Annotated in this window: 23 protein-coding genes and 1 pseudogene; 9 read left to right on the top strand and 15 right to left on the bottom strand. The window is 36.3% G+C overall.

Going from position 1 to position 24129, the window contains the following annotated elements; translation table 11 throughout:
* Window positions 1-20 precede the first annotated feature (20 nt).
* From MSBR3_RS01060 to MSBR3_RS01050, 4 genes and pseudogenes are all read right to left on the bottom strand, one after another.
* On the bottom strand, window positions 21-1541 hold the full coding sequence (locus MSBR3_RS01060; RefSeq protein ID WP_048105836.1) for an AMP phosphorylase: 1521 nt from the start codon (window positions 1539-1541) through the stop codon (window positions 21-23).
* Between the two features lie 932 nt (window positions 1542-2473).
* Window positions 2474-2746 carry a hypothetical protein gene (locus MSBR3_RS01055; protein ID WP_048105834.1) on the bottom strand — a complete coding sequence of 91 codons (273 nt, stop codon included), beginning with the start codon at window positions 2744-2746 and terminating at the stop codon, window positions 2474-2476.
* A 515-nt stretch (window positions 2747-3261) separates the two neighbouring features.
* A pseudogene (locus MSBR3_RS20795) lies at window positions 3262-3369 on the bottom strand (IS5/IS1182 family transposase); the annotation flags it as partial.
* Window positions 3370-3448: 79 nt separating this feature from the next.
* Window positions 3449-3688: a DUF2683 family protein gene (locus tag MSBR3_RS01050; protein ID WP_048105832.1), complete on the bottom strand. Its 240-nt coding sequence runs from the start codon at window positions 3686-3688 to the stop codon at window positions 3449-3451.
* Window positions 3689-4252: 564 nt separating this feature from the next.
* Here MSBR3_RS01050 and MSBR3_RS01045 point away from each other — a divergent pair.
* The 6 genes from MSBR3_RS01045 (at window position 4253) to MSBR3_RS01035 (ending at window position 8937) form a co-directional block, all read left to right on the top strand.
* A complete protein-coding gene (locus MSBR3_RS01045; RefSeq protein ID WP_048105830.1) occupies window positions 4253-4465 on the top strand; it encodes a hypothetical protein in 213 nt (70 codons plus the stop codon).
* A gap of 304 nt (window positions 4466-4769) precedes the next feature.
* Window positions 4770-4916 (top strand): hypothetical protein, encoded by a 147-nt coding sequence (locus tag MSBR3_RS19770; RefSeq protein WP_155396630.1) that lies wholly within the window; start codon window positions 4770-4772, stop codon window positions 4914-4916.
* Window positions 4917-5388: 472 nt separating this feature from the next.
* Window positions 5389-6264 (top strand): class I SAM-dependent methyltransferase, encoded by an 876-nt coding sequence (locus MSBR3_RS01040; protein WP_230627653.1) that lies wholly within the window; start codon window positions 5389-5391, stop codon window positions 6262-6264.
* A gap of 418 nt (window positions 6265-6682) precedes the next feature.
* Window positions 6683-6841 (top strand): hypothetical protein, encoded by a 159-nt coding sequence (locus MSBR3_RS19765; RefSeq protein ID WP_155396629.1) that lies wholly within the window; start codon window positions 6683-6685, stop codon window positions 6839-6841.
* A gap of 203 nt (window positions 6842-7044) precedes the next feature.
* Entirely contained in the window at window positions 7045-7137 is a 93-nt protein-coding gene (locus MSBR3_RS20555; protein ID WP_196296985.1) for a PGF-CTERM sorting domain-containing protein, read from the top strand.
* A gap of 924 nt (window positions 7138-8061) precedes the next feature.
* Window positions 8062-8937, top strand: coding sequence for a cation diffusion facilitator family transporter (locus MSBR3_RS01035; protein WP_048105826.1), 876 nt, complete (start codon window positions 8062-8064; stop codon window positions 8935-8937).
* A 286-nt stretch (window positions 8938-9223) separates the two neighbouring features.
* Here the strand turns inward: MSBR3_RS01035 and MSBR3_RS19145 are convergent, their stop codons facing one another.
* Window positions 9224-9556, bottom strand: coding sequence for a hypothetical protein (locus tag MSBR3_RS19145; RefSeq protein WP_080942161.1), 333 nt, complete (start codon window positions 9554-9556; stop codon window positions 9224-9226).
* Window positions 9557-9642: 86 nt separating this feature from the next.
* The gene (locus tag MSBR3_RS01025; RefSeq protein WP_048105825.1) at window positions 9643-9831 is read right to left on the bottom strand and encodes a DUF2795 domain-containing protein; all 189 of its coding nucleotides are present in this window, start codon (window positions 9829-9831) and stop codon (window positions 9643-9645) included.
* 1323 nt (window positions 9832-11154) lie between these two features.
* Here MSBR3_RS01025 and MSBR3_RS01015 point away from each other — a divergent pair.
* Entirely contained in the window at window positions 11155-11646 is a 492-nt protein-coding gene (locus MSBR3_RS01015; RefSeq protein WP_048105822.1) for a nitroreductase family protein, read from the top strand.
* 229 nt (window positions 11647-11875) lie between these two features.
* On the opposite strand, the gene MSBR3_RS01010 is transcribed toward MSBR3_RS01015, so the two are convergent.
* Together MSBR3_RS01010 and MSBR3_RS01005 are read right to left on the bottom strand one after the other, a co-directional pair.
* A complete protein-coding gene (locus tag MSBR3_RS01010) occupies window positions 11876-12547 on the bottom strand; it encodes a dienelactone hydrolase family protein (RefSeq protein ID WP_048105821.1) in 672 nt (223 codons plus the stop codon).
* Between the two features lie 298 nt (window positions 12548-12845).
* Entirely contained in the window at window positions 12846-14081 is a 1236-nt protein-coding gene (locus tag MSBR3_RS01005) for a cation:proton antiporter domain-containing protein (RefSeq protein ID WP_048105820.1), read from the bottom strand.
* A gap of 616 nt (window positions 14082-14697) precedes the next feature.
* Here MSBR3_RS01005 and MSBR3_RS01000 point away from each other — a divergent pair.
* Window positions 14698-15066: a hypothetical protein gene (locus tag MSBR3_RS01000; protein WP_048105818.1), complete on the top strand. Its 369-nt coding sequence runs from the start codon at window positions 14698-14700 to the stop codon at window positions 15064-15066.
* Window positions 15067-15270: 204 nt separating this feature from the next.
* On the opposite strand, the gene MSBR3_RS19760 is transcribed toward MSBR3_RS01000, so the two are convergent.
* A complete protein-coding gene (locus tag MSBR3_RS19760) occupies window positions 15271-15411 on the bottom strand; it encodes a hypothetical protein (protein WP_155396627.1) in 141 nt (46 codons plus the stop codon).
* Between the two features lie 279 nt (window positions 15412-15690).
* Between MSBR3_RS19760 and mgtA the strand changes: the two genes are divergently transcribed.
* Window positions 15691-18219: a magnesium-translocating P-type ATPase gene (mgtA, locus tag MSBR3_RS00995; RefSeq protein WP_080942160.1), complete on the top strand. Its 2529-nt coding sequence runs from the start codon at window positions 15691-15693 to the stop codon at window positions 18217-18219.
* A 212-nt stretch (window positions 18220-18431) separates the two neighbouring features.
* On the opposite strand, the gene MSBR3_RS00990 is transcribed toward mgtA, so the two are convergent.
* The 6 genes from MSBR3_RS00990 to MSBR3_RS00965 form a co-directional block, all read right to left on the bottom strand.
* Window positions 18432-19247, bottom strand: coding sequence for a class I SAM-dependent methyltransferase (locus MSBR3_RS00990; protein ID WP_048105817.1), 816 nt, complete (start codon window positions 19245-19247; stop codon window positions 18432-18434).
* A 57-nt stretch (window positions 19248-19304) separates the two neighbouring features.
* Entirely contained in the window at window positions 19305-20057 is a 753-nt protein-coding gene (locus MSBR3_RS00985) for an ABC transporter permease (RefSeq protein WP_048105816.1), read from the bottom strand.
* Complete coding sequence (locus tag MSBR3_RS00980; RefSeq protein WP_048105815.1) at window positions 20057-20848, bottom strand: ABC transporter ATP-binding protein; 792 nt, start codon at window positions 20846-20848, stop codon at window positions 20057-20059. Before MSBR3_RS00980 ends, MSBR3_RS00985 begins: the two co-directional genes overlap by 1 nt.
* Before the next feature lie 112 nt (window positions 20849-20960).
* Window positions 20961-21416: a MarR family winged helix-turn-helix transcriptional regulator gene (locus MSBR3_RS00975; protein ID WP_048105814.1), complete on the bottom strand. Its 456-nt coding sequence runs from the start codon at window positions 21414-21416 to the stop codon at window positions 20961-20963.
* Window positions 21417-22043: 627 nt separating this feature from the next.
* Window positions 22044-22676 carry a hypothetical protein gene (locus MSBR3_RS00970; RefSeq protein WP_048105812.1) on the bottom strand — a complete coding sequence of 211 codons (633 nt, stop codon included), beginning with the start codon at window positions 22674-22676 and terminating at the stop codon, window positions 22044-22046.
* Window positions 22677-23232: 556 nt separating this feature from the next.
* The gene (locus tag MSBR3_RS00965; protein ID WP_268989133.1) at window positions 23233-23958 is read right to left on the bottom strand and encodes a metallophosphoesterase family protein; all 726 of its coding nucleotides are present in this window, start codon (window positions 23956-23958) and stop codon (window positions 23233-23235) included.
* Window positions 23959-24129: the final 171 nt, after the last annotated feature.

Here is a 24129-nt window from a genome sequence, read left to right as displayed (position 1 = left end):
TTTCACTAAAAAAGAAAAGATTACTGGAACCCGTAAGTTCCGGGAATTCTCTTAAGAAGCATACCTTCAACAATTATCGGGTTTGTTCTCTGGGCCGTTGTCAATGCAGTATCGAGCTTGAACTCTTTTTCAGCATAAATTGTAAGAATAGGGTCTCCCTTCTTAACAGACTCTCCCATTTTCTTATGAATTGCAACCCCGGCTCCTTTATCATTAGGAGCTCCTGCAAGCCTTGCAATCTCAATTATCCATTTATTGTCAAACTCGATGACGTATCCGTCTGCAGAAGCGAGAATGTCGGCGGTATATTGCCCTACCTGGATGTCACCCGATGTAATCTTCGGATCGCCGCCCTGGGCCTCAATAATCTGTTTCATTTTCTCAAGGGCTTTCCCGCTCCTTAGAGTTTCCAGTGCAACTTCTTTTCCACGATCTCTTGGAGCAGCGCCTCCCATCTCAAGCAGAATACCCGCAAGAGAGGCACTCTTTTCAATGAGGCTGTTTGGACCTTCCATACTTTCCAGCACCTTCAGAGCTTCCCTGACTTCTAGCGAGGGACCTACTTTTCTTCCAATAGGAGACGAACCATAAGTGATTGCGCACTCAACGTTCATTCCAAGCCTGTGCCCGAGGTTAATCAAGTCTCTTGCAAGTTTTTGCCCTTCCTGAACAGTCGGAACTTTTGTGCTTGGCCCTACAGGGATGTCCATTACCACATTGTCGGCCCCAATAGCTCCTTTTTTTGCCATAATAGAGGCAAGCATCTGATAGTAAGGGTCAATGGAGAGAGGATATTCAACTCTTATGAGCTTGTCATCCGCAGGTGCGATATTTGTAGCTCCACCCCAGACAAGCGCACCCCCTACTTTTTCGGTTATCTCTTTGACTTCCTGAGAACTGAATTCTACCGGGGAAAGCACTTCCATAAGGTCGGCAGTTCCGCCTGCTCCTGTAATCGCCCTCGAACTCGTCTTTGGAATGAGAAGCCCATTTGCAGCGATAATAGGAACAACAAGAAGAGAGATTTTGTTTCCGGGCACTCCTCCTATCGAGTGTTTGTCCATTATAGGGTGAGTATCAAATTCAATCGTGTCTCCACTTTCAATCATGGCTTTTGTAAGCCATTCAACCTCATCATCGGTCATTCCGTGAATATAGGAAGATGTTATAAAAGCCGAGAGTTCGATCTCACTTAGGTTTTCTTCTACAATATCATTTACGAGTGTTTTAATTTCATCCTGTACAACAGGCTTTTTATCCATCATTTTTTTGATCACGGATGCGGATTTTGAACGGAATGCAGGAACAACTTCGACTGGCTTATCCCAATCCTGAAAATGCTCGTATACTTCAAAAAAAGATCCCAGTGTGCCTGGAGGAACCATATCATCCGTTGTATCAACAATTGCAGAAATGCTCTCATGCCCGCGAATACGGACCCTATCTCCCGGATTAACCCCAAGTTCCTTTGCGTCGGCAATATTTAGTAACACTTTGTGCTGCCCTATTTTTATGTTAAAATGTTCCAACTTCAACTGCATGAGTAAACTTCTCCCTTTTTTTCTTTCTTGTTATAAGTGTAAACATGTGACTAAAATTTGTTTCCCTAGAATCTAGACTTTCGGTTTGTTTCTCCATTTGAAAAACGGACAGTCCAGCCTGGAAAAACCTGGTGGATTAATAGTAAATGTTAATAGTAAATGTTAATAGTAAATGTTAATAGTAAATGTTAATAGCAAATGTTGGTAGCAAATGTTGGTAGCAAATGTTGGTAGTAAATGTTAACAGTAGATGTTAATAGTAGATATTAACAGTAAATGTTAACAGTGATTGTTTGTAAAATGCTAGTAGCATAAATCTTAAATGCTAAACTAAGGTAACACATTAACCTTCATGTTATTTTAAAATAATTACCCAAAAAACTTTAAGTAAAGAGACTAAAGCTCTTCCCAAAAATATGATCTTCTTCGTGCGCAATAAAAATTTAAGCATTTGCATTGACCAGTCTTGACTTATCCAAGACTTTATTTTAGTGTATAGATTATAGCCATTATGGACCGTGAGATTATTATAAATAGGACAAACTAGAGAAGTTTTTCATACGAAAAACAAATCAGTAATTTTTCCTGATAGCGTTTTTTGGACAGATCTGATTAGTTTGGACTATACAGAAAATTGTGAAAACTGCTTGATATCGTTTCATAGTCTCTAAATACACTACATAGATACTTTTGCCTACTATGCAAAATTCTAATAAATCAACATTTAATTGAAAAACGATAACAGGAAAATAGGAATTTATAAAAGTTTACTGCGGAAAGTAGGTAGGGTTTTGCCACAAGCTTTTGAAAAGCTTGTGGCAAAACATTCTATACATTGTTACAGGAATTTTAGTCAAGCTTTTTTACAAAAAGGTTGTAGTCAAGCTTTTTTACAAAAAAAAGCTACTGGTGCAGTTGTTATTCTGCCGGGTTTAATAATTGATCGGGTTAGAACCATACCTTGAACCAGTTCTTTTTTCATCCTCTGCTTCTGTTTCATGCGGTACAGTTGAACCGGTTGATGTTTCATCCTCCACATTTATTTTGTGTGATACAGTTGAATCAGTTGATTTCTCATCTTCTGTTTTTGTTTTGTGCCAACCAGAGAAACAGCAACGTTCCTTACAGTGCATGATGTGTTTTACAACATATGCAAGTCCTATCGCTGCTAAAATATAGCCCACAATTTTCATTAATTTAGTCATGTTTATTACCCCAAACTACTATTGTACTTTATCGTTTATGAAGATACGCACATAGACAGGTTTACCATAATTGTTTTGTCAAGACAAGCATATTTCAAATCTTTGTCTAAGATCTTTGTCTAATAATAACTCTGGCTTTTCAGTTTTTTCTCGTACCAATGCTAGGAACTACTGTCCATAATTTATGTTTTTCAAAAAATAAAAACATTGTAATTTATATTGTTGATCTCTGGGTTTTTTACTGTTCTACTTAAATCTGCATAGACCAGCCATAAAAGCTACAGCAAATTATACTACAAATAGAACTATTTTCTCTATTAGAATTTAAGTGTTTTTATGGGGAGCAGAATAAAATGAAAAGCTTACATATTTTTTATATAACTAACTCATTCAGTCTATTTTTATTAAAGTACTGTAAAGGACAAGATTATAATCATATAAGAAAATCACGCCTGATTGTTTTTCTTCAACTACTCTTCTTTTGTTGTTTACTACCATTTCATCTATTGCATATTACGAAAAGGTTTCCAGTCAATTAAAGAATCAATCTCAGCCAGTTTGTCTCCAACATATTCAAGACGCTTGTATTCCTCTTTAAGAGCAAAATCAGTAATGTTTTTCATGAAGAAAAATAAATGTGAACAGATTTAAAGTAAACCAGACTGAAAGCATAGGTTTATCGAAGTTCTCTATACATAAAAATCAGAGACCATATCGTTTTCTCAAATTTTCAATCGTGCCTACGTCTATCGCTTCAGTTTTTTCTATTTCTTTCAATTTTTCAATGTACTCAGGTTTTAATTCTGGCTCCAAAATCATGTCTTCATACTCTTCAGCCGTTTTAATAATAGCTGCGCTTTTATCTTTTAACCCGTACTTTGCTTTAACTATATTCAGGATTTTGTTTGTGTGGTCATCGATGTTAATAATAGCTTGTACCATAATATCATATTAGTATCGTATTAATGTCGTATTAATATCGTACTAATACATATTGGTCCTCGTCTGAGAAATTCATCACCATTAATTGCTCATCATGTGATTTATTTTATTAAAGAAGCTTTTTTATCTGTTTTCTTCTTAAAAGAAATACACTTAATGGATCTTTAATCATATATAGAAACCAAAGGGCATTTTTTAAGGATATAAAAATTAGTGAAGCATTTGACATAAACACTTATTGACAGAGTATATGACTGATGATTTACAGACACACTTGGTAAAAAAACGAACTACGTGTATTACTCTCAGTAATTATACCGCCAGTGTTATATACAGGAACTTACATAGTATATATTGTTCACAAGGAACTAAACTGTAAAATGAAGCAAATTCAGGACAGAGTAAAATTCGATCCCGCAATGAACTTCATTGACGTGTAAGCTTAAAATGGAGCAAATTCAAGACGGCTTGAAAACCGATCTCGAAATCTACTTCACTGATGCGTAAGCTTAAAATGAAGCTAATTTAGGGCAAGTCTGAACCTGATCCCATGTCTAGACTTCATTGGCGCGTAGCTATAAGGTGGAGCAAATTCAGGACGGCTTAAAAACCGATCCAGTAGTATCCTTCATTTATAGCGTAAACTGCGAGGTGAAGCAAATTCAGGACAGTCTAAAACCTGACCCTGTAATAGACTTCATGACTTGTAAGCTTAAAATGAAGCAAATTCAAGACGGTTTAAAAATCGATCTCGAAATCTACTTCATTGACGCGTAAGCTTAAAATGAAGCAAATTCAGGACAGAATAGAAGCTGATCCAGCAATAAACTTCATTGTTGCAGACCAAACCTTGTGAACCCTTTACTCATTATTATAATCAAAGTTAAAGCGTATAAATATCGTTTTTCGTCTTTTACTGCTTTTCTCAGCTTTTCAGTGCTATACAATATTTTTGGGACTTTTTTGCTTCGTTTGTGACCCTAATTAAAGGCACATATGCTTTTATACAGTTTGAATTTTGATTAAGCCGCTGAAAGACATAAGTAGACAATTATTTAATCAACTGACATCTTAAAAGTAGTTGAAAACTGAGAAAAAAAGGTTCGGAAAAAAGTTGGGTGAAAAATTGGGTGAAAAATTGGGTGAAAAGTTCGGAGAAAAGTTCGGAGAAAAGTTCGGAGAAAAGTTGGTAGTGGCCACTATTAATGGTAAAAACGAAGAGAACTGAGTTATGATTGAGCCTATCCCAAAACCTTGAATTTTGAATAATTGATCTAATTTCTAACCCTAATTTGACAGAAAAATAAAAATTAAAATGAAAAAAGGAGCTTCACGTTCCTGTTTTCCCCCTACATTTGATGTTTCTGTGCATTGTTCTCGATTTTTTGCTATTTTCATTTTTCCGAAAAATTCTGCGTCAATCTCATTAAATAGCACTAAAATGATAGTTAAATATAGTTAAAAGGTTAAAATTAGAGTTAAAAAGCTATAAATGAAGTTAAGAAGCTAGAAATAAAGCTAAAAAGCTAGAAATAAAGCAAAGCTAAAAAGCTAGTTAGAGCTTAACATCTTTATCTTTAACCTTGATTGTTTAAAAATCAATAAAATTTTTCTTAAAATATCAGATTTCGAGCCCTAAGAATTACAGTAAAAAGGAAGATGACCGGATGAAAGAGGACAAAGCTAGCCTTTCTGCAATCATGACTGCATGTATTCGTGCTCATCACTCGATGTATGATACTCCCAAAATCTTTGATGATTTTCTGGCCTATAATTTGATACCACAAGAAGCACTGTTATCGATTAAACAACATTTTAGTAAGGATAAACAGTTTAACGATCCTGAGCATACTGTCACACCCTCAGACCAGACAATTACCCTTTCATCTGTTACGAAATCAACCAGCGTTCTCAGCCGTGCACGCTATACGGAAGATGTCCTGGAGGAAGCTGTCATACAGGGAGTGAAGCAATATGTAATTCTTGGAGCAGGGCTGGATACCTTTGCATTTCGGCGTCCAGAAATGATGGATTGTTTGGAAGTATTTGAGGTCGATCATCCGGCTACACAAAATCTCAAGCTTCATCGCCTTGCAGAGTTAGGATGGGAGCATCCGGCACACTTACATTTCATTCCCGTGGATTTCACAAAGGAAAACTTAGCAACAGCACTCATTCGTTCACCATATTATGACCCGAGTGTTAAAAGTTTCTTTAGCTGGCTTGGCGTTACCATGTACCTGACTCGGGAAGAAGTGTTTTCGACGCTTCGCTCCATTACCGATATTGCCCCTGAGGGCAGTGCAGTTATTTTCGATTACTTTGATTCGGACGCGTTTATTCCCGAAAAATCGTCGCCAATAATGAAAAAAAAGCAGGAAATTTTTCAAAAGCTAGGTGAAAAGATAATAACAGGTTTTAATCCCTTAACTCTGGATGAAGATATTACAAGTTTAGGATTAAGTCTCCATGAGGACCTGAGTCCGGAAGATATCGAAAAGCATTACTTCCAAGGACGTAAGGACGGACATCATGCTCCTGAACATGGACATATTGCATGGACAATTGTCAAATAATATGACTATTACAAATGATTTTTGCCTTGAGACCTGTCTGAATCCGCTATAATAACTGAGGACAAATGAAAACATTGAGGACAAATGAAAACATCTGAAAAATGTGTACTATAAAAATCTGTCAGTTGCACACTAAAAATATGAGATCCCTATTACCTTGAAGTTCAGTGTGAAGTGTGGATTTGAACCTACGAAATCTTTCGATACCGGATCTTAAGCATTATTCAGTTTTGAAAACAATAGGAATAAAGAACAATTAGTAGACAATTGAAAATGCACAAGTCATACTCCTTTTAAAGACTTTCTTTGAAATAAAAAATTTTTTCCACATCAGTGAACATTGGTTCTTTCCTGAACTCATTCTAATTTGTGGTCTCAAGTTTACCTTCATCAATAACAAAGGAAAGAGTTCTGGTATTTGCAGGACATCAATGTTCCTGGATATCATTCATTTCACTACCGTAAACAGAAGTGCAGGCATGTTCTCAGGTTTGAGCTTGAGAACAGAAATGCTGCTCTCGATACAACAACAGCTTTTTTCATGGAACTTCACACCAGCGACGTTTTTCAAAAGTAGAACTGAGCAGGACTTAAAATCTGGAAAGGGATTTCCTTGTATCGTGAAGTTGTTTTAAGCTAAACTCTTTCTTATAATCTTTGAAATTGTAAATCCTTCTCTAGTACTGATTAACGAAAACAGAGGTTGATTACCCTGAGACAATTAATAAAAACAATACAGAGAATAAAGAACCACAAGATGAACAAAAAGAAATCTCGAAAATGCCAGGCTTTGAAGTATATTACGGAGCAGTTAGCCTGCTTGCAGTAGTCCTGTATAAAAAGGAAGTAAAAAAATCCAATGTTTATATGTAAAAAGTGGTTTAAAAGTGGTTTAAAAGTAGTTTAAAAATAGTTTAAAAATAGTTTAAAAAATAGTTTAAAAATAGTTAAAAAAGATTAGAGAAAACCTGGAAGATTTTTTGTTCTTATTACCTATCCCCCGGTAAAGTAATCCAGAGACATACCCTCAATATATCTTTGAATTAGAACATCTTCCAGGCAATTCTTTACTCACATACCCCAGTCAGTTCCCATTTTTGTTGACTTTTTCTTTTTGTCTTAGCGGTTTGTCCATTCGTTTTTTATCCGTTTATTTGGGTTTACTCTCTTGCTCTCGTGAGGTTGAATCTGTTCTCTTATTCTCGTGGAGTTACAAACTATAATTATTCCCAAACTTATTTAAAATAAACTATATAAAAAATTGGTCCCGAGCAAATAATATCCTCATATAAAATGTTTTTTTAGCAAAGAACATTTTAATATTAATGACTATTTTTAAATTGTGTATCTTTTTTCTTCATTATAAAAAGCAGGACTTATTTTTTCACATACAGAACTTATCCCAAAATATTATCTAATCTACTATTACCGCCAATATTATAACTCCTATTCTGGCATTATATTGGCTTTGGAATAGGTTCGACGTGAAACTTTGTAATTTCTACGTCTTTCTTAGTGCTCAGAAATCTAAAAAACGGACGATCTAAAAATTAGAAGATCTAAAAAATCAGAAGATCTAAAAAATGGAAAATCTAAAAAATGAAAAATCTAGAAAATTGAATAAATGTATAGATTTTACTTCCATCGTTGCCTATTTCATCTTCTTGAATTCAAGAAAGGTTTTATAATTCCGAATCATATTTTCATTATTCTATATAGTAACATTTATGATAATAGTAAATTGTTTTCAATACAGGATAAACTTAACTGGGGATAGCAAATTATTTGGTGGAGTATATGGGTGATAGAGAAAAAAATGTAGGGTTTGCTGCAGCTTTGAACATAATCTTCACAGTCATAGAACTGATAGGAGGATTCTTAACAAACAGCTTAGCACTGATAGCTGATGCCTTGCATGATTTTGCTGATAGTTTTGCGTTAATAATAGCCTGGTACGCGGAAAAGAAAGCAAAAAAACCTGCAACAAGCAAAATGACTTTTGGATACAGAAGGTTATCTCTTTTATCTGCAACATTTACTATTATTGTACTGGTAACCGGATCGTTGTTTGTACTTACTCAGGCTATCCCGCGTCTAATCAGTCCAGAACCTGTAAACGCCGAAGGAATGATTTTAATTGCAGTCATCGGAGTCACTATAAATGGACTTGGATATTTTCGATTAAAGAAAGGGATGAGCCAGAGTGAGAAAGTATTATCCTGGCATCTTCTGGAAGACATTTTGGGATGGGTAGTTCTGCTCACCGGGTCAATAATCATGAGGTTCTGGAACAAACCTGTTATCGATCCTATAATGACAATAGGATTCACTGTTTTTGTATTATGGGGAATTTCTAAAAACGCAAAAGAAGTATTGAATCTTCTTCTGGAAGGTGTCCCTGAATATATCGATATTGAAGAGATTAAAAAATCTATCTTGTCGGTTGAAGGAGTGAAGATGGTTCACGATCTACATGTATGGTCTCTGGAAGGAGAAACCGACCTTTTAACAGCTCATGTTGTTGTGGAAGACAAATATCTACAAACACCGGATAAAATGAGACAAGCTATTAAAAACAAATTAGAGGAGCATCATATAGAGCATTCAACTCTTGAACTTGAAAGTGAAGGACTTTGTTCTGGAAAAGAATGTATTTTTGAATCGAAGAAATAATGAACAAGGAAATTTACAAGGAAACTTACAAAGAAACGCATAAAGAAATATACAAAGAAATATACAAAAAATATGCAAAAAATTGCGATAAAAATAAACTTTCAATAGTAAGGATCTTGTGTAGTGAGTAGGATCTTGTGCAGCGGGGGAAGATTAATCCATGATCGAATGACTGGTCACGAGGCACTGACCTGGTAGATCATACTGTATATGATACCATTCGCTCAGGAAATATCAAACCATGATTTATTGAAAATGTCAAAAAATATAACTATAAGATAATATTTTATTCGCAGTCTTGCGCAAACTGTCTTATTCTATCAGTTATGGTCCCGCAGCCAGCGAAAAATGGTTTTTCGGTAACTGTGATCGTAAGCTTTGATCTCCCATCCCATTCAAAATTCGCAGTAATCCCATTGCCGGAAATTTCTCCGCTTTCTCCCGACGGAACGTTGATGCCGTAGTCCTGAAGACCCTGCTTCATGCACTCAAACCTATCAGGTGTAATACCGGAATACGTTACTGGTCTACAACCACCTCCTCCAAACTGTGCTTGTGCTAACCCAGTAGAATAAATTGAGCATAAAACTATCAGACAAGCTATTGATATCTTTTTCATTCTTAACCCCCTAATACAAGTTTAACCCTTTAGTCAACCGTTTATGCAGATATAGACTGAACCACGTAAAGTATAACTATCGGAACTTATTTTATTTGAAATTCTTTGTTGACATCCTCGGCTCTGGTGTATTCTTTGTCTGGAATGTTTTCAAGAGTTTCTAATACCTTATTGCTCGCATTATTTTTTTTAGCATGCTCAATAAGATCCTGTTTTTTTGCGGGATATGAAACATCTTCCAAAAACTTCTGGACTTGATTTGGATTGGTTTCCATAGATCCACCATACCATTTACTTTTTCAAACTCTATAATGGCCTCGTCATTACTGGAATATGTTTTCGTTAGAGCTTTCTGAACTTTAGAGCTTTTTGAGCCTTTAATCTAAGTTATAAGAACATGCTCTTCAGGTGAGTTTACTTGACCAAAAACCTGTCCCATAAAGTTCAGTAGTTGGACTTGTTTGCTCTTTAGTACTCTGGCTTTCCAGATGTTCGGTTTCACTGATAAATCAGAGCAATATATTCTGGCATTATATTCTATTTCAGGTATTCTCTCCAAAGTATCCAAAGTCATTTTCCTCCTGTTTTCCCTTGCAAACCTGAGAAGATTTTTGTTAGCAAGATAAAACAGTACTCGTACAATCATGATTTCCTAATCTCTTGTTTATCATTTTGATAGGTAACCTTAATAGAGATTCAGGTAGCTACCTCTTTTCTCCTTGCTGTCCACCTCCGATAAATAGTATAATTATAATTATATAAAAACGATTCAACACAAACATTTGTTAGAGGATATTTATCAAATTTTGAGATTCTGCTTTCTTTGTCAACAGAGGAAATTTAAAGAAAATTTATAAACCTATCAAACTCTGTTTTTCTATATTGACGCCAGAAAAAACTGTATAGAAAAGAAGAGAGAAAGGCAAATGAAGCGGCTCTTAACGGTCACTCAAAATGTCATTTTAAGTCTAATTCTAATGGCTGTACATGCTGAAAATTTTCGAAAAATTAAAGAAAGGAGTTACAATACTTAGCCGAAAAATTGCTTAGCTGAAAAGTTAACGGTAAGACTTTTGAAGAGAATTAGAATCTTGCTTATATACTTTAATAGCCCCACTTATAAACTGTCTATAGATTCCGCAGTACCTTTTATCAAAAGCTTTTGTACACGTATACGAATTATCTCGATAAGCAGTACATTTTAAAGCGTATTTACACTTAATGTTAGACATGTCTTCCTCTTTTAAACTTCAGCGTTCCACTGTCCCGTTTCATTTTCCTGAGTTTATATCCTTATAATCAATATTTATATTAATTGTTTTATAATATATAAGAGATCGTCACAACATATGAATAGCGCTCTGAAACTAAGTGGATTTGTAAAGGATTTCTACTAACGCGCGAAAATAACTGACTCATACTAAGAAAATAGCTCTGTAGAAATTCCCTCTAAACTTGTCTCCAGCTCCTCCCGCATGAACTGCTCTTCCGTGCTTTATCGAATAACCACTCTAACAAACAGAGAGTAATATATTTTGTAGCGATTATTACCAGTTATTAAAAACCATCGATTATCCTCAACCGCAGGTGAGATTGATATGGGCATATTTGATACGATTAAGGATAGGAGAAGCATACGGACGTATAAAAGCGAGCGTATACCGCAGGAAAAACTTGAGAAACTGCTGGAGGCCGCAAGGTTAGCACCATCGGCTGCAAACAGGCAGAACTGGAAGTTCATTGTTGTCGAAAATGAGCAGGTAAAAAAACAGCTTGTTACTGCTTGCAATAATCAGGCTTTCGTAGGTACTGCCTCGCATATCATTGCAGGCATAGGGGATCTCTCCCAAAAATGGCACCAGGTTGACCTTGCCATTGCTCTTGAACACATTGTTCTGGAGGCTGTCGAGCTAGGACTGGGTACCTGCTGGATTGGCGCTTTCAACGAAGATGAGGTTAAAAGGTTACTCAGGATACCTCAGGACAAAAAAGTAGTCGCTTTACTGACTGTCGGAATCCCTGACGAGTCGCCTACCGCCAGACCAAGGAAAACTCTGGAAGAAATCATGTCTTACAATGAGTATACATAAGCTAACATTTAAGCTAACATTTTCTTTACTATCTCAAATTTTAAGCACTTTGATGCAAACCAGCTCTAGGAAATAATTACGCAGACCATGGCAGATGGAATGCTGACTGAACTTGTTTCTGGTTTCTGTGACTTCTTCAGTTTTTTCCAGCATCGGTCTGTCTCTTCTAGATTAGTTTCTTCTGAAAGTGACATAAAACTATGATACATTTTCTACTCTAAAACTTGATTTATAGAAGATATTTTTTAAACCAGTTACATGCTAAACGAGCAACTTCTTCTATAGCTCCCTGTTCTTCAAAAAGGTTGTTAGAACCTGGAATAATCTTAAGTTCCTTGTCTGCTATAACTATTCTATCTAAAGCCCATTTATTATAGTCTACTGCTTCGGCATCTTTTCCGCCTACAATAAACAGAGTAGGTGATTCTACATACATTAAAGCATCTTCAGCAAGGTCAGGTCGTCCTCCCTTAGAGGCAACTGCTTTTACAACGTCCTTGAGCTCTTTTGCAGCTATTAGTGCAGCTGCAGTCCCTGTATTGGTCCCAAAATAGCCCAAGTTAAGCCCTTTAGTGTCAGACCTGTTTAAAAGCCATCTGCTCACATCAATAAGCCTTATTGAAAGCATTTCTATATCAAAATGAAAATCACGTTTTAACATCTCGATTCCTCCTTCATCTACTGTCAAGAGATCGAGTAAAAGAGTTCCGAGATTGTTTTTATTAAATTCCTGTGCAATGTACTGGTCACGTGAACTTAAGCTTTTGCTCCCAGTACCGCGTGCAAAAACAATAATTCCCCTGGCTCCTGTGGGAATATCCAGGTCTCCATTAAGATAGATTGGCCCAATTGGAATTCGGACCTCCTTACTCTCCTGTTCTATATTAGATAATTCTTCCATTTTATCCCCCAAGCTCTAATAATTAAGCTATAATAAGCAAAGCTCGTGTTTTCCCATGAATACGTATCCTCTCATGAATACATATTTTCCCATAAATATGTATTTTTCCAGAAATATGTATTTTTCCAGAAATATGTATTTTTCCAGAAATATGTATTTTCCCAGAAATATGTATTTTCCCATAAATATATTTGTGGCATAATATAAATTATTACCGCATCAGATAAACAACAGTCTTCTTCCTAACATGTACAAACTAACATGTATAAAGAGTCTGTTAACGTCTTTAAAATACAAATTACTCATTTCCTGACTTTCTTGAGTATTTTCCGTAGAGCTTTGTAAAATAAGTCGCAGTTATCCCGTGAAGTATAACAGAAACACATATTACAAGACTGACAATTGGCCAGAGTTCTTCTTTTCCAGTTTGTATCATTGAAAACTGGGAATAATAAAAAGCTGCTACTCCAACGGGACCAAACCAGCCCGCAAAAAGTACATCCAGATTACTTCGAATATTGGGTACAATAGGATTAATAAGATACAGAATAGGTATTCGGTGAAGTAATAGTATTAAAAAAGATACCAGTAAGCCTTCCAATCCAAGACTCATCCACTCCTTCCATGGTGCGACCAGGCCGAGCAGGGTAAATATAGGAGTTGTGAAAAAGAGATCCATACCTTCCACAACACGATCTTCATCAAGCCTCTGTCCTACCGTTGATGTGGTACTAAAAGCAATTCCGGCAGCAAAAACCGCAAGAATACCATCAGCTCCTAATAACTTTATGCTGGAAAGTACGATCAAAGCCAGAGCCAGCGTATAAGTAACGTAAGAAGATTCATCAATAGTCCTTTTGCTCAGAGCTATTTTAAACAAGTATCCGGCAATATAGCCGATTATGGCTCCAAAAATTACAGCACCGACAACTTCCCAGAGAATTGTATGGATAAACCAGTAGCTTAGTGCTTCTTGAGGTCTGTAAGTTATCAAGAGAATAGGAAGTAGTACAAAAGGATAACCCAGACCATCATTAGAAGCTGATTCTACTGAGATTAAGTTCCTCAGCTTTTCAGGAATATTCTTTTCAGCAACTCTTCCGCTTAGAATGGAAGCTGAAAGAATAGGATCTGTTGGAGTTATAATTGCACCCACGAGAAGAGCGACTATAAAACTGAACCCCAAAATCCAGTAAACAAGCATACTGTTTATTATCCACATAAAAGCCATTACTATCGTTAGCATGGGTGCTATTGACCGCCAGTTTTTGAAAGTATAGGTATAAGAGACTTTTAGTGCAACACCCATCACACCAATTGCAATGGATATTCTGGCAGCTTCTTGCAATATATAGTGATTCCAGAAACCCGGACTAAAAATATCAAGCTCAAATGAGCTCAGTAGAAAGCCCACCATCAAAGCTATAAAAGGTTGTGAAAAGTTCCACTTCCTGATAAGCTTGGAAACGGCTCCGAGAAAAAGAACCAGTGAGCCTATAATTAAAAGGATAATATTTAGCTCAGTTTCTGTCATTGCTAGGCCCCATTAGATATTATTATGAAGTCCGGGTGAGCGCTGATGGTATAATGGCATTGACTGGTGACTTTAAAGGCAGGATATATGTACTCTTGGGTAGCATGGTACCCTTTCCAGTAAAAAAGCATAGTTCATTAACTGGAAAATACTATAGTTGTGTTTGTAGCAGTTTTCTGCAAAGTATCCGAAGTCATCAAACAAATCCTACAAGAAGGGCTCCTGTCAGAGTAATGAGAAGAGATCACGAAGTAAAAACCCTGCATTTCCCAAGTGGTCTTAAGCTGTCATTTTCATCATGATCTTCCTCTTTAGCCACGGTACTCTTCCCTAGAGTATAGCTATGGTTTTTTGTGTAAACTGTCGCCAATAATAACTTGTTAATATATCAAATTAGATTTATAAATATCCTGACGTTCAAAAAAAGAATATATAAGCTCGTTATTAAGAGACAATAAACATATTTAATAACGTAATTTCTTTTTTCGGATAAACTACTCAAAGAAATTATATATCTTAAAATATATAAGTTAGTTTGTTTATAGACCTGCATTGTTTATCATTTCTCAAAATAATAAACGAATAAATGGAATCAAACTTCTTCTTACTGCATTAAATGTTTAATCTAAAAGCAAGGGGGCAAAATCTGGATACGCAAGAGATTGAACATACTATTAAAAAGTTTAGTAACTTAATTGATAAAAACAAGGAAAAACTGGCTTATTCAGATTTTAAAGAAGGAGTAAACAAAGGTCTGGATATCGCAAAGTATAACTTTGGAGATCATATAGAAAAATTTGACTTATTCAGTTCGAAAGAGAATCAAACCACAAAGATACAGAACTTACAGAACGAATATAACTTACTTATAGACACGCTTAAGATAGGAAAACCAGGCTGTTCTGCAGACTGTTTAGAGGGAATATATGAAGGACTTGAGAAGTCAAAGATATTATTTGGAGAATTTATAAAGGAATTTGTATAATATTAATACTTACTTAATATCGGACTGTGTATTTACTTTGAAATTTTTAACCTCAAAGCATTGTTTGTTTAAAGTCTGCTTTAGATAATTAATTTAAAATACTAATTATGTTGTATCCTGAGATGATTTCGCAGACTTAAAACCACTTTGAAATCCAGTACATGAAAGTCTAGTATATAATACAAAAACAGGCGATACAAAAGATCAAATGTTGAGTAAATTCCAATTTGCTTTCCCACTATCTTTCCCACCATCTTTCCCACTATCTTTCCCACTATAAGTCTTCTCACAGATCATTTTACCGATTATCTCCTCTGGATTTTCAAATCCGTGTTTATTTTTCATAGGATAAGGATTCTCTTATCGAACGTTCTAGCTATCCTTATAATATCTGGGAGATAACTATTGTTTAAAATAACCTACCTTTGAATCATTTTATGAGACTTTGAGGCCTCCCCCGTAATTAACTTATCTCAAAATAGAAAACTTTGCTAAATTAAAATTTTGCTAAATTAAAATTTGTGCTAAATTAAGGTTTTTGCTAAATTAAATGCTAACTGCAAAATAAGCAATCGATAAGCTGTAACATAATAAAGCTAATAACAGCTAATACGGAGAGTCTCAGTGACTAATAGCGAGAAGAAATCTGAGTTCTGGAGTGTTCCAGCATCGGAGATGCTACAGAGGCTTCAGACAACGGATGAAGGTCTTAAAAGTTCCGAGAGCACTGAACGGCTCGCGAAATATGGAACCAATATTCTTAAACCAAAAAACCGGTTCAACACCATTAAAATTTTGCTTTCTCAGTTCAAAAGTCCGATTACTATAATTCTATTATTTGCAGCAGGATTATCTTCTTTTCTCGGTGATGTTACAGACACTGTGATTATCGTAACTATTATTCTGATTAGCAGTATGCTGGGTTTCTGGCAGGAAAAAGGAGCAGCAGACGCTTTTGAAAAATTGCTAAACACCGTTAGGGTAAAAACGACCGTGCTCAGGGATGGAAAGGAAAAGGAAATCCCTATTGAGGAAGTAGTGCCAGGAGACATAATTATTCTCCATGCAGGAGATATGATCCCTGCAGACAGCCTGATTTTGGAATCAAAAGAACTTTTTGTTAACGAATCTACTCTTACTGGAGAGACCTATCCTGTAGAAAAGTCAACCGGGGTACTGAAAGCAGAAACTGCTCTCGCACAGCGTACAAACTCCCTCTGGATGGGAACGAGCGTATCCAGTGGAAGCGGGAAAGCACTGGTCGTATCTACGGGGAAAGGAACAGAATTCGGGAAAATATCCGAGACATTAAAACAAAATATCCCGGAAACCGAATTTGAAAAAGGTGTTTCACGCTTTGGCAATTTTCTAGTAAGAGTTACAGTGATTATGGTAACAGCCATCTTTGTAATCAATATATATCTTCAGCGTCCTCTACTTGACTCATTTCTTTTTTCTCTTGCTCTTGCGGTAGGACTAACTCCCCAGCTTTTACCTGCGATAATAGCAGTTAACCTTTCACACGGAGCAAGAGAAATGGCTCAAAATAAAGTAATTGTCAAAAGGCTGGCTTCAATTGAAAATCTCGGTAGTATGGACCTTCTATGTACTGACAAGACAGGTACTATTACCGAAGGGGAACTAAAACTTCACTCATTTCAAAATCTCAAAGGAGATCAGAGTGAAAAAATTCTCCTTTATGCTACTCTTAATGCCTACTACCAGAAAGGCTTTGAGAACCCTATCGACCGGGCAATCCTTGCAGAGAAAAAAGCAGATGTGTCCCAGTACGAAAATCTGGATGAAGTTCCTTACGATTTCATCCGCAGACGGTTAAGCATCCTTGTTTCAAAAAATGGCAGTAGCGTAATGATTACTAAAGGCGCATTTCCTAATGTCCTTGAAGTCTGTTCAGTAGCAGAAACCGAACCTGGAAAAGTTGTAGAGATCTCTGAAGTCAAGGGACAAATTGAACAAAAGTTTGAAGAGTTTAGTCGAAAAGGACTTCGGACACTGGGACTTGCTTATAAGGACATGGGCCAGCAAAAAACTATCAAAAAAGAGCAAGAAACAGGAATGACTTTTCTTGGGTTCCTCGCCTTTTATGATCCGCCAAAACTGGATATTGCTAAAACGATAGATAGCATGGAAAAGCTTGGAATATCTCTGAAAATTATTACTGGAGACAATAAGTTTGTAGCTGCCAGTATTAGCCAGGAGGTAGGGCTTGAAAGCTCAAGAATTCTAACCGGAAGCGAAATTGCTCGGATGGATAAGGAAACTCTGATAAAAAAAGTGAACGACACTGATGTCTTTGCCGAGATAGAACCAGACCAGAAAGAACACATTATCATAGCATTTAAGAATTGTGAGAAAGTTGTCGGATATCTTGGGGACGGCATTAACGATGCAAGTGCTCTTCACGCAGCCGATGTGGGAATTTCGGTAGATAGTGCTGCAGACGTTGCCAAAGAAGCTGCAGACATCGTGCTGATGGAAAAGAGCCTGAATGCACTTGTCGAAGGTATAAAAGGTGGACGAAAAACTTTTGCCAACACTCTGAAGTATGTCTTCATGGCTACAAGTGCCAATTTTGGAAATATGTTTAGCATGGCAGGAGCTTCACTTTTCCTGCCTTTTCTTCCTTTACTGCCCACACAAGTCCTGCTAATCAATTTATTAACTGATTTCCCTGAGATGACAATAGCCACTGACTCTGTTGATAAGGAACTGGTTGAAAACCCTCGTCGCTGGAACGTAGATTTTATCCGCAGATTTATGATAGTGTTTGGCATTACCAGCTCGGTATTCGATTACATGACCTTCGGTATCCTGCTTTTTATATTCCCAGGTATGGTAGAGCAATTCAGAACTGGCTGGTTTATAGAATCTGTTATTTCTGCATCCATGATAGTCCTGGTAATAAGGAGCAGAAGACCCTTTTTCAAAAGCAAACCTGGAAAGTATCTCCTGGCAGCTACCCTCTTTATAGTAATAGTTACGCTTTGTTTTCCACTAACTCCTTTTGCAACACCTTTTGGCTTCAAGCCTCTTCCGATCTCCATTATCCTGTTAATTGGAGTTATAATAGGAATATATATTCTTACAGCTGAAATAGTGAAGAGATTTTTTTACAAAAGGGTAAAACTTTGAACTCAAATTATACTCATTGGTCATCAGTTAAAGAATTTTCTTGTCTGAAAGCTATCGATTTTGCATTAGAAACCAGCCTTAAACTTTGGCTTATTTACATGAACTCGATATTCTGTTATAGCTCAGAATTTATTAAAATATTTGACAAATGTTGAAGAAATTGACGTAGTTTGTCACGATTCCTCACTTAACCGAAGACGCATATATCACCATTACTCGTTGGGTTTTGTTGCAATTGCGAATAACGTAACAATACCAGATTCAGCAAAGGTCGAGTTTTGGATCTTAATATATTCTTCGTAGATCTCCTGTTTGATCTTCTCTTTAATTTCGTCTGGGATATCCGTCAACAAGTTCCTTGAACTATCCCTCTCTTCCAGGCGCTTCAAAAATTCTTCTGGCGAACGATGCTGCCTTGGTATCATCCTTGATTCGATTGAGATAGAGGTAAAACCTGCCTCAGACAGAAGATTATGGAGTTCAACTGCATTGACTCTGTTAATGCCCTTATGCAGTTCAAAGTTCCTGGTAATGTTATATTTTGCCAGAATAGGATCCACAAGCTTTCTCATTGTATTAGGACTGTCTCTATCAAGTGTAGTCATGCCTACACTGCCTCCTGGCTTAAGCACCCGATATGTTTCATTGAGAGCGATTTTCTTGTCATCAACCCAATGAAATGAAGAGCAGAAATAGGCGTGATTGATTGAGTTGTCAGGTATGGAACTAAGATCTTCAGCCTGTCCCACAAGAAAACAGATGTTATTGGAAGAATTAACGCCAAACTTTTTCCTTGCAAGTTCTATTCTATATGAGGAGGGGTCAATACAAGTAAGCTTGCCGGACTGCCCAATAATTTCCGAGACATTTAAAGCCTGCCTTCCTGTCCCGCAGCCGATATCAAGTACAGAATCTCCATTCTTAATTTTCATTATTCTTATCAGTGTTTGACCTTTCTGAAACTGGTGGTCACAATTCTGATCATAAATTTTAGCACTTTCCGGGGTATCCCAGTCAATCTCACTCATTAAATTCACCTTCTTGAGTACTTTAAAGCTAATGAAAAGAAAGTAATTCCGGATGGCTTATGCTTCCATCCTGGAAAAAAGCACTGCGCCTATCAAACAGATAATAACTGACAGCGAGCCTATTAATGCAAGGTCACTGGAGACGCCGAAAGTGCTTATACCCGTGATGGCTCCCCTCAGGCCGTCAACTCCATAAGTTAGCGGATCAATCCTGCTAATGAAATAAATTGCAGGAGGCAAGTTTTCTAGAGGAAAGAGAGCGCCTGAAAGGAAAAAGATAGGCATGATTAGAAAGTTCAATATCATCTGAAAACCCTGCATATCTTTCATTTGTGAAGCTATAGTGAGTCCGATCCCTGTAAAGAAAATGGCTATCAAAAACATAAAAATTAACCCGATGACAAGGCTAGTTATATTGGGAACCCTGAATCCAAGAATAGAAGTCAAGATAAGTATGATTAAGCCCTGGATGATGGCTATAGTTGCGCCTCCAAATGTTTTTCCTATCATAATTTCCGTTCTTGAGATCGGAGCTACCAGAGTTTCTTTGAGAAAACCGAATTGCCTGTCCCATATTACTTCCAGGCCGGAAAAGACAGCTGTAAACAGAATTCCCATAGTGACAATTCCTGGAGCAAGAAAATCGATGTAATTTGCTCCTCCGCTAACCTTGGAATACATAGGACCGAACCCAAATCCAAAGGCAATCAGAAAAAGCATTGGCTGCCCTAGAGTGCCTATAAGTCTGGCTTTGGAACGCCAGTAATGTTTGAGCTGCCTCAGACAGAGAGCGTAAATAACCTCAATCATTATCTCATCCTCCCCATACCTCGCATCATTCTCTTTCTACTTGTCCCATTGTCATCGCGGATATTCCTTCCTGTTAATTTCAGAAAAGCCTCTTCTAAAGATTCGGTTTCGGTCTGCCTTTTAATCTCTTCAACTGTTCCCGATTCTATGATTTTTCCATGGTCAATGACTGCTACCTGATCCGCAATTGCTTCGGCTTCTTCCATATAATGCGTGGTTAAAAAAATTGTCATGTTTCTTTCTTCGTTCAACTTTTTGATATGATCCCATATAGAGTTTCGAGTCTGGGGATCCAGGCCAACTGTGGGCTCGTCGAGGAAAAGAATTTTCGGATAATGGACAAGAGCCCTTGCAATCTCAAGTCTGCGTTTCATGCCGCCTGAGTAGTTTTTAACATAGTCTTCCCGCCTGTCCCAAAGTCCAACAATTTCCAGAGCTTTCTGAATTCTTTCTGCTCTTTCTTTTTTAGGTACTTTATAGACAACTGCATGGTAGACAACATTTTCATAAGCTGTGAGCTCGTCATCAAGACTGGGATCCTGAAAGACTATCCCAAAAGATGCACGCGCCTTATCCTGTTCTTTAAGAACATTGAAACCGTTGATAATAATTTCTCCTGATGTGGGCTTCAAAACAGTTGTGAGCATCTTGATAGTCGTGGATTTGCCTGCTCCGTTTGGACCTAGAAAAGCAAAAATTGAACCTGCTTCCACATTAAAACTGATGTTTTTTACGGCTGTAAAATCATCAAATTTCTTTATAAGAGATTGGACTGAAAGTATGTTTTGCATGTTTGATCCTTGAATAAAGTGGTTAACAGAAATATTCGGTTTAAATGTGAAAATCATTTTAAAAAATTTACATATGACGCGATTTTTACCTGTATCGGTGGACGTGTGTTTGTTAGAGTTGAGCTGCATTCAATGCAATCTTTCTAACTATTTCGATAGCAGATGGTAGCTCATCCGAGTCAAAACCTTTGAGCAGAAGAGAATTCATTTCAAAGCCTATCTTCCGCATCTCAGGTTTTAGTTTTCTACCCTTTTCAGTAAGGTAGAGTCTTTTGATTCGTTTATCTTCCGGGTCTGTTATACGGTATACAATGCCTTCTTTCTCCAGTTTCAGAATAGATTTTGCAATCATTGTTTTGTCAAATCCTCTGGACTGTGCAAGGCTGTCCTGACTTCGGCCTTCCTGACAATATAGAGACATCAGGATAGAGAAATGTCCCCATCCTATATGGTAAGGAGCAAGTTCTTTTGCAAAATGCTTCTGGACAGAGCGATACGTAAACGAGATCAGTGCGGCAATTTTGTCAATATCCTCAATCCACTGGATAGGTGTTTCTTCCTCATTCATTATTTTCACTCATGGTAATTCAGCATGATACAAACTTTTTGGAAAATTAGTTGATTAGTATACTATTTATAATAAATGGGTCGTATCAAAATTGTTGACCAGTCAACAATAATAAGGGAATTGTATGAAATGAACAGTTGTCGAAAGACCGTTTTCCTTTGTTTACAACCCGTTGAAACTGTTGAAAGATCATTTTCCTTTGTTTACAACCTGTTGAAACTGTTAAAAGACCATTTTCCTTTGTTTATAGCCGGATGAAATTGTTTTTGAGATGAAATCGGAAAAGTTAATCAAAGAAGAAATCAAACTCCAATAAGAATGAAGCACATTGACATAAGCGGAATATCTCTGTCAGCGGGCAGAACTTAATAAAGAAAGCTTCGACCATGATTATGAGTGTTATAGCCATAACGGATCGATAACAGAAGTCAGAGGATATTTAAGCTTTCACATCGATAAAAAATGGATTGATAATTGAGAAACAGGAATAAAATAATTAAGTCTTACCAAAAAAAGTCAAATGCATACAAAGAAAGATTAAGCTAAGAGATAGATATCTTTTTTGGGGTCATATGATACCTGATAAAATAATATGTTTTTTTAAAACGGTATTGAGTCCCTCAAAAATTATGAATTTGCTTGATGGAGTAGTGATTTTCTCTGAAGAATCCGAGAACGATTCAGAGAGCATTTTGGCGTAGAATTGAAAAAATAATCTATGTTTTTTGTAATCCCACTTCTTCTCTTCATAGTAACCTTTCCTCTAGCTATTTTTTTAAAGAAGTTCAAGTTATGGAGAAGCTTCATGTCATATTTATAAACGGAATTCCACGGATGACGGAAAGTCTCAGTAAGGATATCTTCAAAATTAGAGTTAATTTGAGGATTTAATTTATGATTTAATTGCTTTCTAGTCAAAACTTTAAGTGTAATTCCAGAATTAAAAAACTTATTTAATATATTAACAACAATTGTCATACTTTTGAACGAACTAGTATCTAAATACTTAACCTTGAAATCTATATCTAAAAAAACTGGAATATACTGATTTTGTAGACTCAGTCGCAAACTAGTTTCTTTCCTGCATTCCTGCTCTCTTTGTTTTGAGGATCTTTCTGGTGCTTGATATCCAAAGTATTGATAAAGTACATTTCTTATTACATCGGCTTTACTCAAGTGATACTCTTTTGCAAAGTAATCAATATAAGGAAGGATTGTGTTAATATCTGCATGCTGCAAAATTATTAATGAAGTATACATTTTTCCTCCTTTAGTGCACGTACCATGAGATTTCCTACTCAATGCTTATACTATCTTCTAACACCTTTAATTAAAGCCTGTGACTTTCTTATATTTTTGAAAAATCCAACAAATTTTACAAATTATGTAAACAGTTGGTTATAAAATAAGGATACATATATTGATTGAAAGTCGTTTATTTCTTACATGCAAATCTTCTTGCATTTGCAATAAATATCGCTTACACCTGTTGCTCCGGATATTAAAGTAAAAAAATGTAAATATGTTTAAGTATCTTCTATATTTTCAGTTTTTTCAGGAAAGGAAACGAGATATTTCTCGAATACTAGATGTGGTGTTTTTCAAGTGCGTTATTTTTCAAGTTTACTTGTTTCTCAAGTTTATTTGTTTTCATAAATTGCTTGGTTTTTCAAGTTTATTTGAGTCTACGACTTATTTTACTTTTAAGATTATTTGTTTTTCAAGTTAATTTGTTTTTCAAGTTTAGTTTGTTTTTACAACTTATTTTGTTATTATATATAATTTGTTTTTCTTTTATATATAACTTATTTGTTTATTATATTATACTATCAACAACTTTCTCTTTTTCTCCTTTAGAGAAAACTCTATACACTTTCAGGTGCCAGCGCTTGCAATCGGATTCTGGTGCATCAACTTCAATCAAGTTGTAACACTGAGATATTTTTCCACGAACTTTGGAAGAACAAACAGTTCCAGCACTGATTACAAGCATGTCATTTAATCTCCAAACCCAGGGAATGTGCCAGTGTCCACAGAGCACAAGGTTCACACCTGAACGGTCCAGGAGTTCCAGAACATCGCCTGCATCTACAAGTACATTATTTCCTCTGCCAGTTTTTGGAATCGGAATAAGGTGATGATGAAGGGCAAAAACTTTGAAACTATTTACTGAAAAAGTGTTTTCTATCCAGGTGTAATTTTCCCTTCCGATGTGTCCTTCGTCAAGTTCCGGTTGGGAAGAGTCAATCCCTACTATAGTGACCTCTCCAAAGTGCCCAGAGGTTGATCTGGTTTTGAAAAGGTCCTCAAAAAAGAGGTAACCGGCATTTCTGGAGTCATGGTTCCCCGGAACTATTATCTTGTTTTTGCATCCAATCCTGTCAATGAATTTTTTTGCACCGTTATACTCGGCTGCAAGCCCGTTTTCTGTCAGGTCACCGGTGATTACTACAATATCAGGAGAGCTCCGGTTTATGTTTTCAAGCATGGAATCTGCAATTTCAGGCAAATAATATGCCTCTGAAAAGTGGATGTCTGAAATATGTACTATTTTTTTAATTTCTATTCCTCTGTCTTACTCATTCGCGTTTCAAGGTTTGGAAACATAATTCACAAACTTATATATAGTTATTCGATTTAGACAATATACAAGAACAGATACAATATATGAGTGAAAAAAGAATATTGGCTATATAGTAAAATTTATTCTCTC

Source organism: Methanosarcina barkeri 3, from assembly GCF_000970305.1.
In the GTDB taxonomy this organism is placed as follows: Archaea; Halobacteriota; Methanosarcinia; order Methanosarcinales; family Methanosarcinaceae; genus Methanosarcina; species Methanosarcina barkeri_A.
Note: the sequence above shows the minus strand (reverse complement) of the source record. Positions and strands in the feature narration are given on the sequence as shown.

Bases quoted from the DNA above. Each gene is read 5' to 3' on its own strand.
- MSBR3_RS01060 (WP_048105836.1), bottom strand. From the start codon at position 1,541: ATGCAGTTGAAGTTGGAACATTTTAACATAAAAATAGGGCAGCACAAA.
- MSBR3_RS01055 (WP_048105834.1), bottom strand. From the start codon at position 2,746: ATGACTAAATTAATGAAAATTGTGGGCTATATTTTAGCAGCGATAGGA.
- MSBR3_RS01050 (WP_048105832.1), bottom strand. From the start codon at position 3,688: ATGGTACAAGCTATTATTAACATCGATGACCACACAAACAAAATCCTG.
- MSBR3_RS01040 (WP_230627653.1), top strand. From the start codon at position 5,389: ATGACTGCATGTATTCGTGCTCATCACTCGATGTATGATACTCCCAAA.
- MSBR3_RS20555 (WP_196296985.1), top strand. From the start codon at position 7,045: ATGCCAGGCTTTGAAGTATATTACGGAGCAGTTAGCCTGCTTGCAGTA.
- MSBR3_RS01035 (WP_048105826.1), top strand. From the start codon at position 8,062: ATGGGTGATAGAGAAAAAAATGTAGGGTTTGCTGCAGCTTTGAACATA.
- MSBR3_RS19145 (WP_080942161.1), bottom strand. From the start codon at position 9,556: ATGAAAAAGATATCAATAGCTTGTCTGATAGTTTTATGCTCAATTTAT.
- MSBR3_RS01025 (WP_048105825.1), bottom strand. From the start codon at position 9,831: ATGGAAACCAATCCAAATCAAGTCCAGAAGTTTTTGGAAGATGTTTCA.
- MSBR3_RS01015 (WP_048105822.1), top strand. From the start codon at position 11,155: ATGGGCATATTTGATACGATTAAGGATAGGAGAAGCATACGGACGTAT.
- MSBR3_RS01010 (WP_048105821.1), bottom strand. From the start codon at position 12,547: ATGGAAGAATTATCTAATATAGAACAGGAGAGTAAGGAGGTCCGAATT.
- MSBR3_RS01005 (WP_048105820.1), bottom strand. From the start codon at position 14,081: ATGACAGAAACTGAGCTAAATATTATCCTTTTAATTATAGGCTCACTG.
- MSBR3_RS01000 (WP_048105818.1), top strand. From the start codon at position 14,698: ATGTTTAATCTAAAAGCAAGGGGGCAAAATCTGGATACGCAAGAGATT.
- MSBR3_RS19760 (WP_155396627.1), bottom strand. From the start codon at position 15,411: ATGAAAAATAAACACGGATTTGAAAATCCAGAGGAGATAATCGGTAAA.
- MSBR3_RS00990 (WP_048105817.1), bottom strand. From the start codon at position 19,247: ATGAGTGAGATTGACTGGGATACCCCGGAAAGTGCTAAAATTTATGAT.
- MSBR3_RS00985 (WP_048105816.1), bottom strand. From the start codon at position 20,057: ATGATTGAGGTTATTTACGCTCTCTGTCTGAGGCAGCTCAAACATTAC.
- MSBR3_RS00980 (WP_048105815.1), bottom strand. From the start codon at position 20,848: ATGCAAAACATACTTTCAGTCCAATCTCTTATAAAGAAATTTGATGAT.
- MSBR3_RS00975 (WP_048105814.1), bottom strand. From the start codon at position 21,416: ATGAATGAGGAAGAAACACCTATCCAGTGGATTGAGGATATTGACAAA.
- MSBR3_RS00970 (WP_048105812.1), bottom strand. From the start codon at position 22,676: ATGTATACTTCATTAATAATTTTGCAGCATGCAGATATTAACACAATC.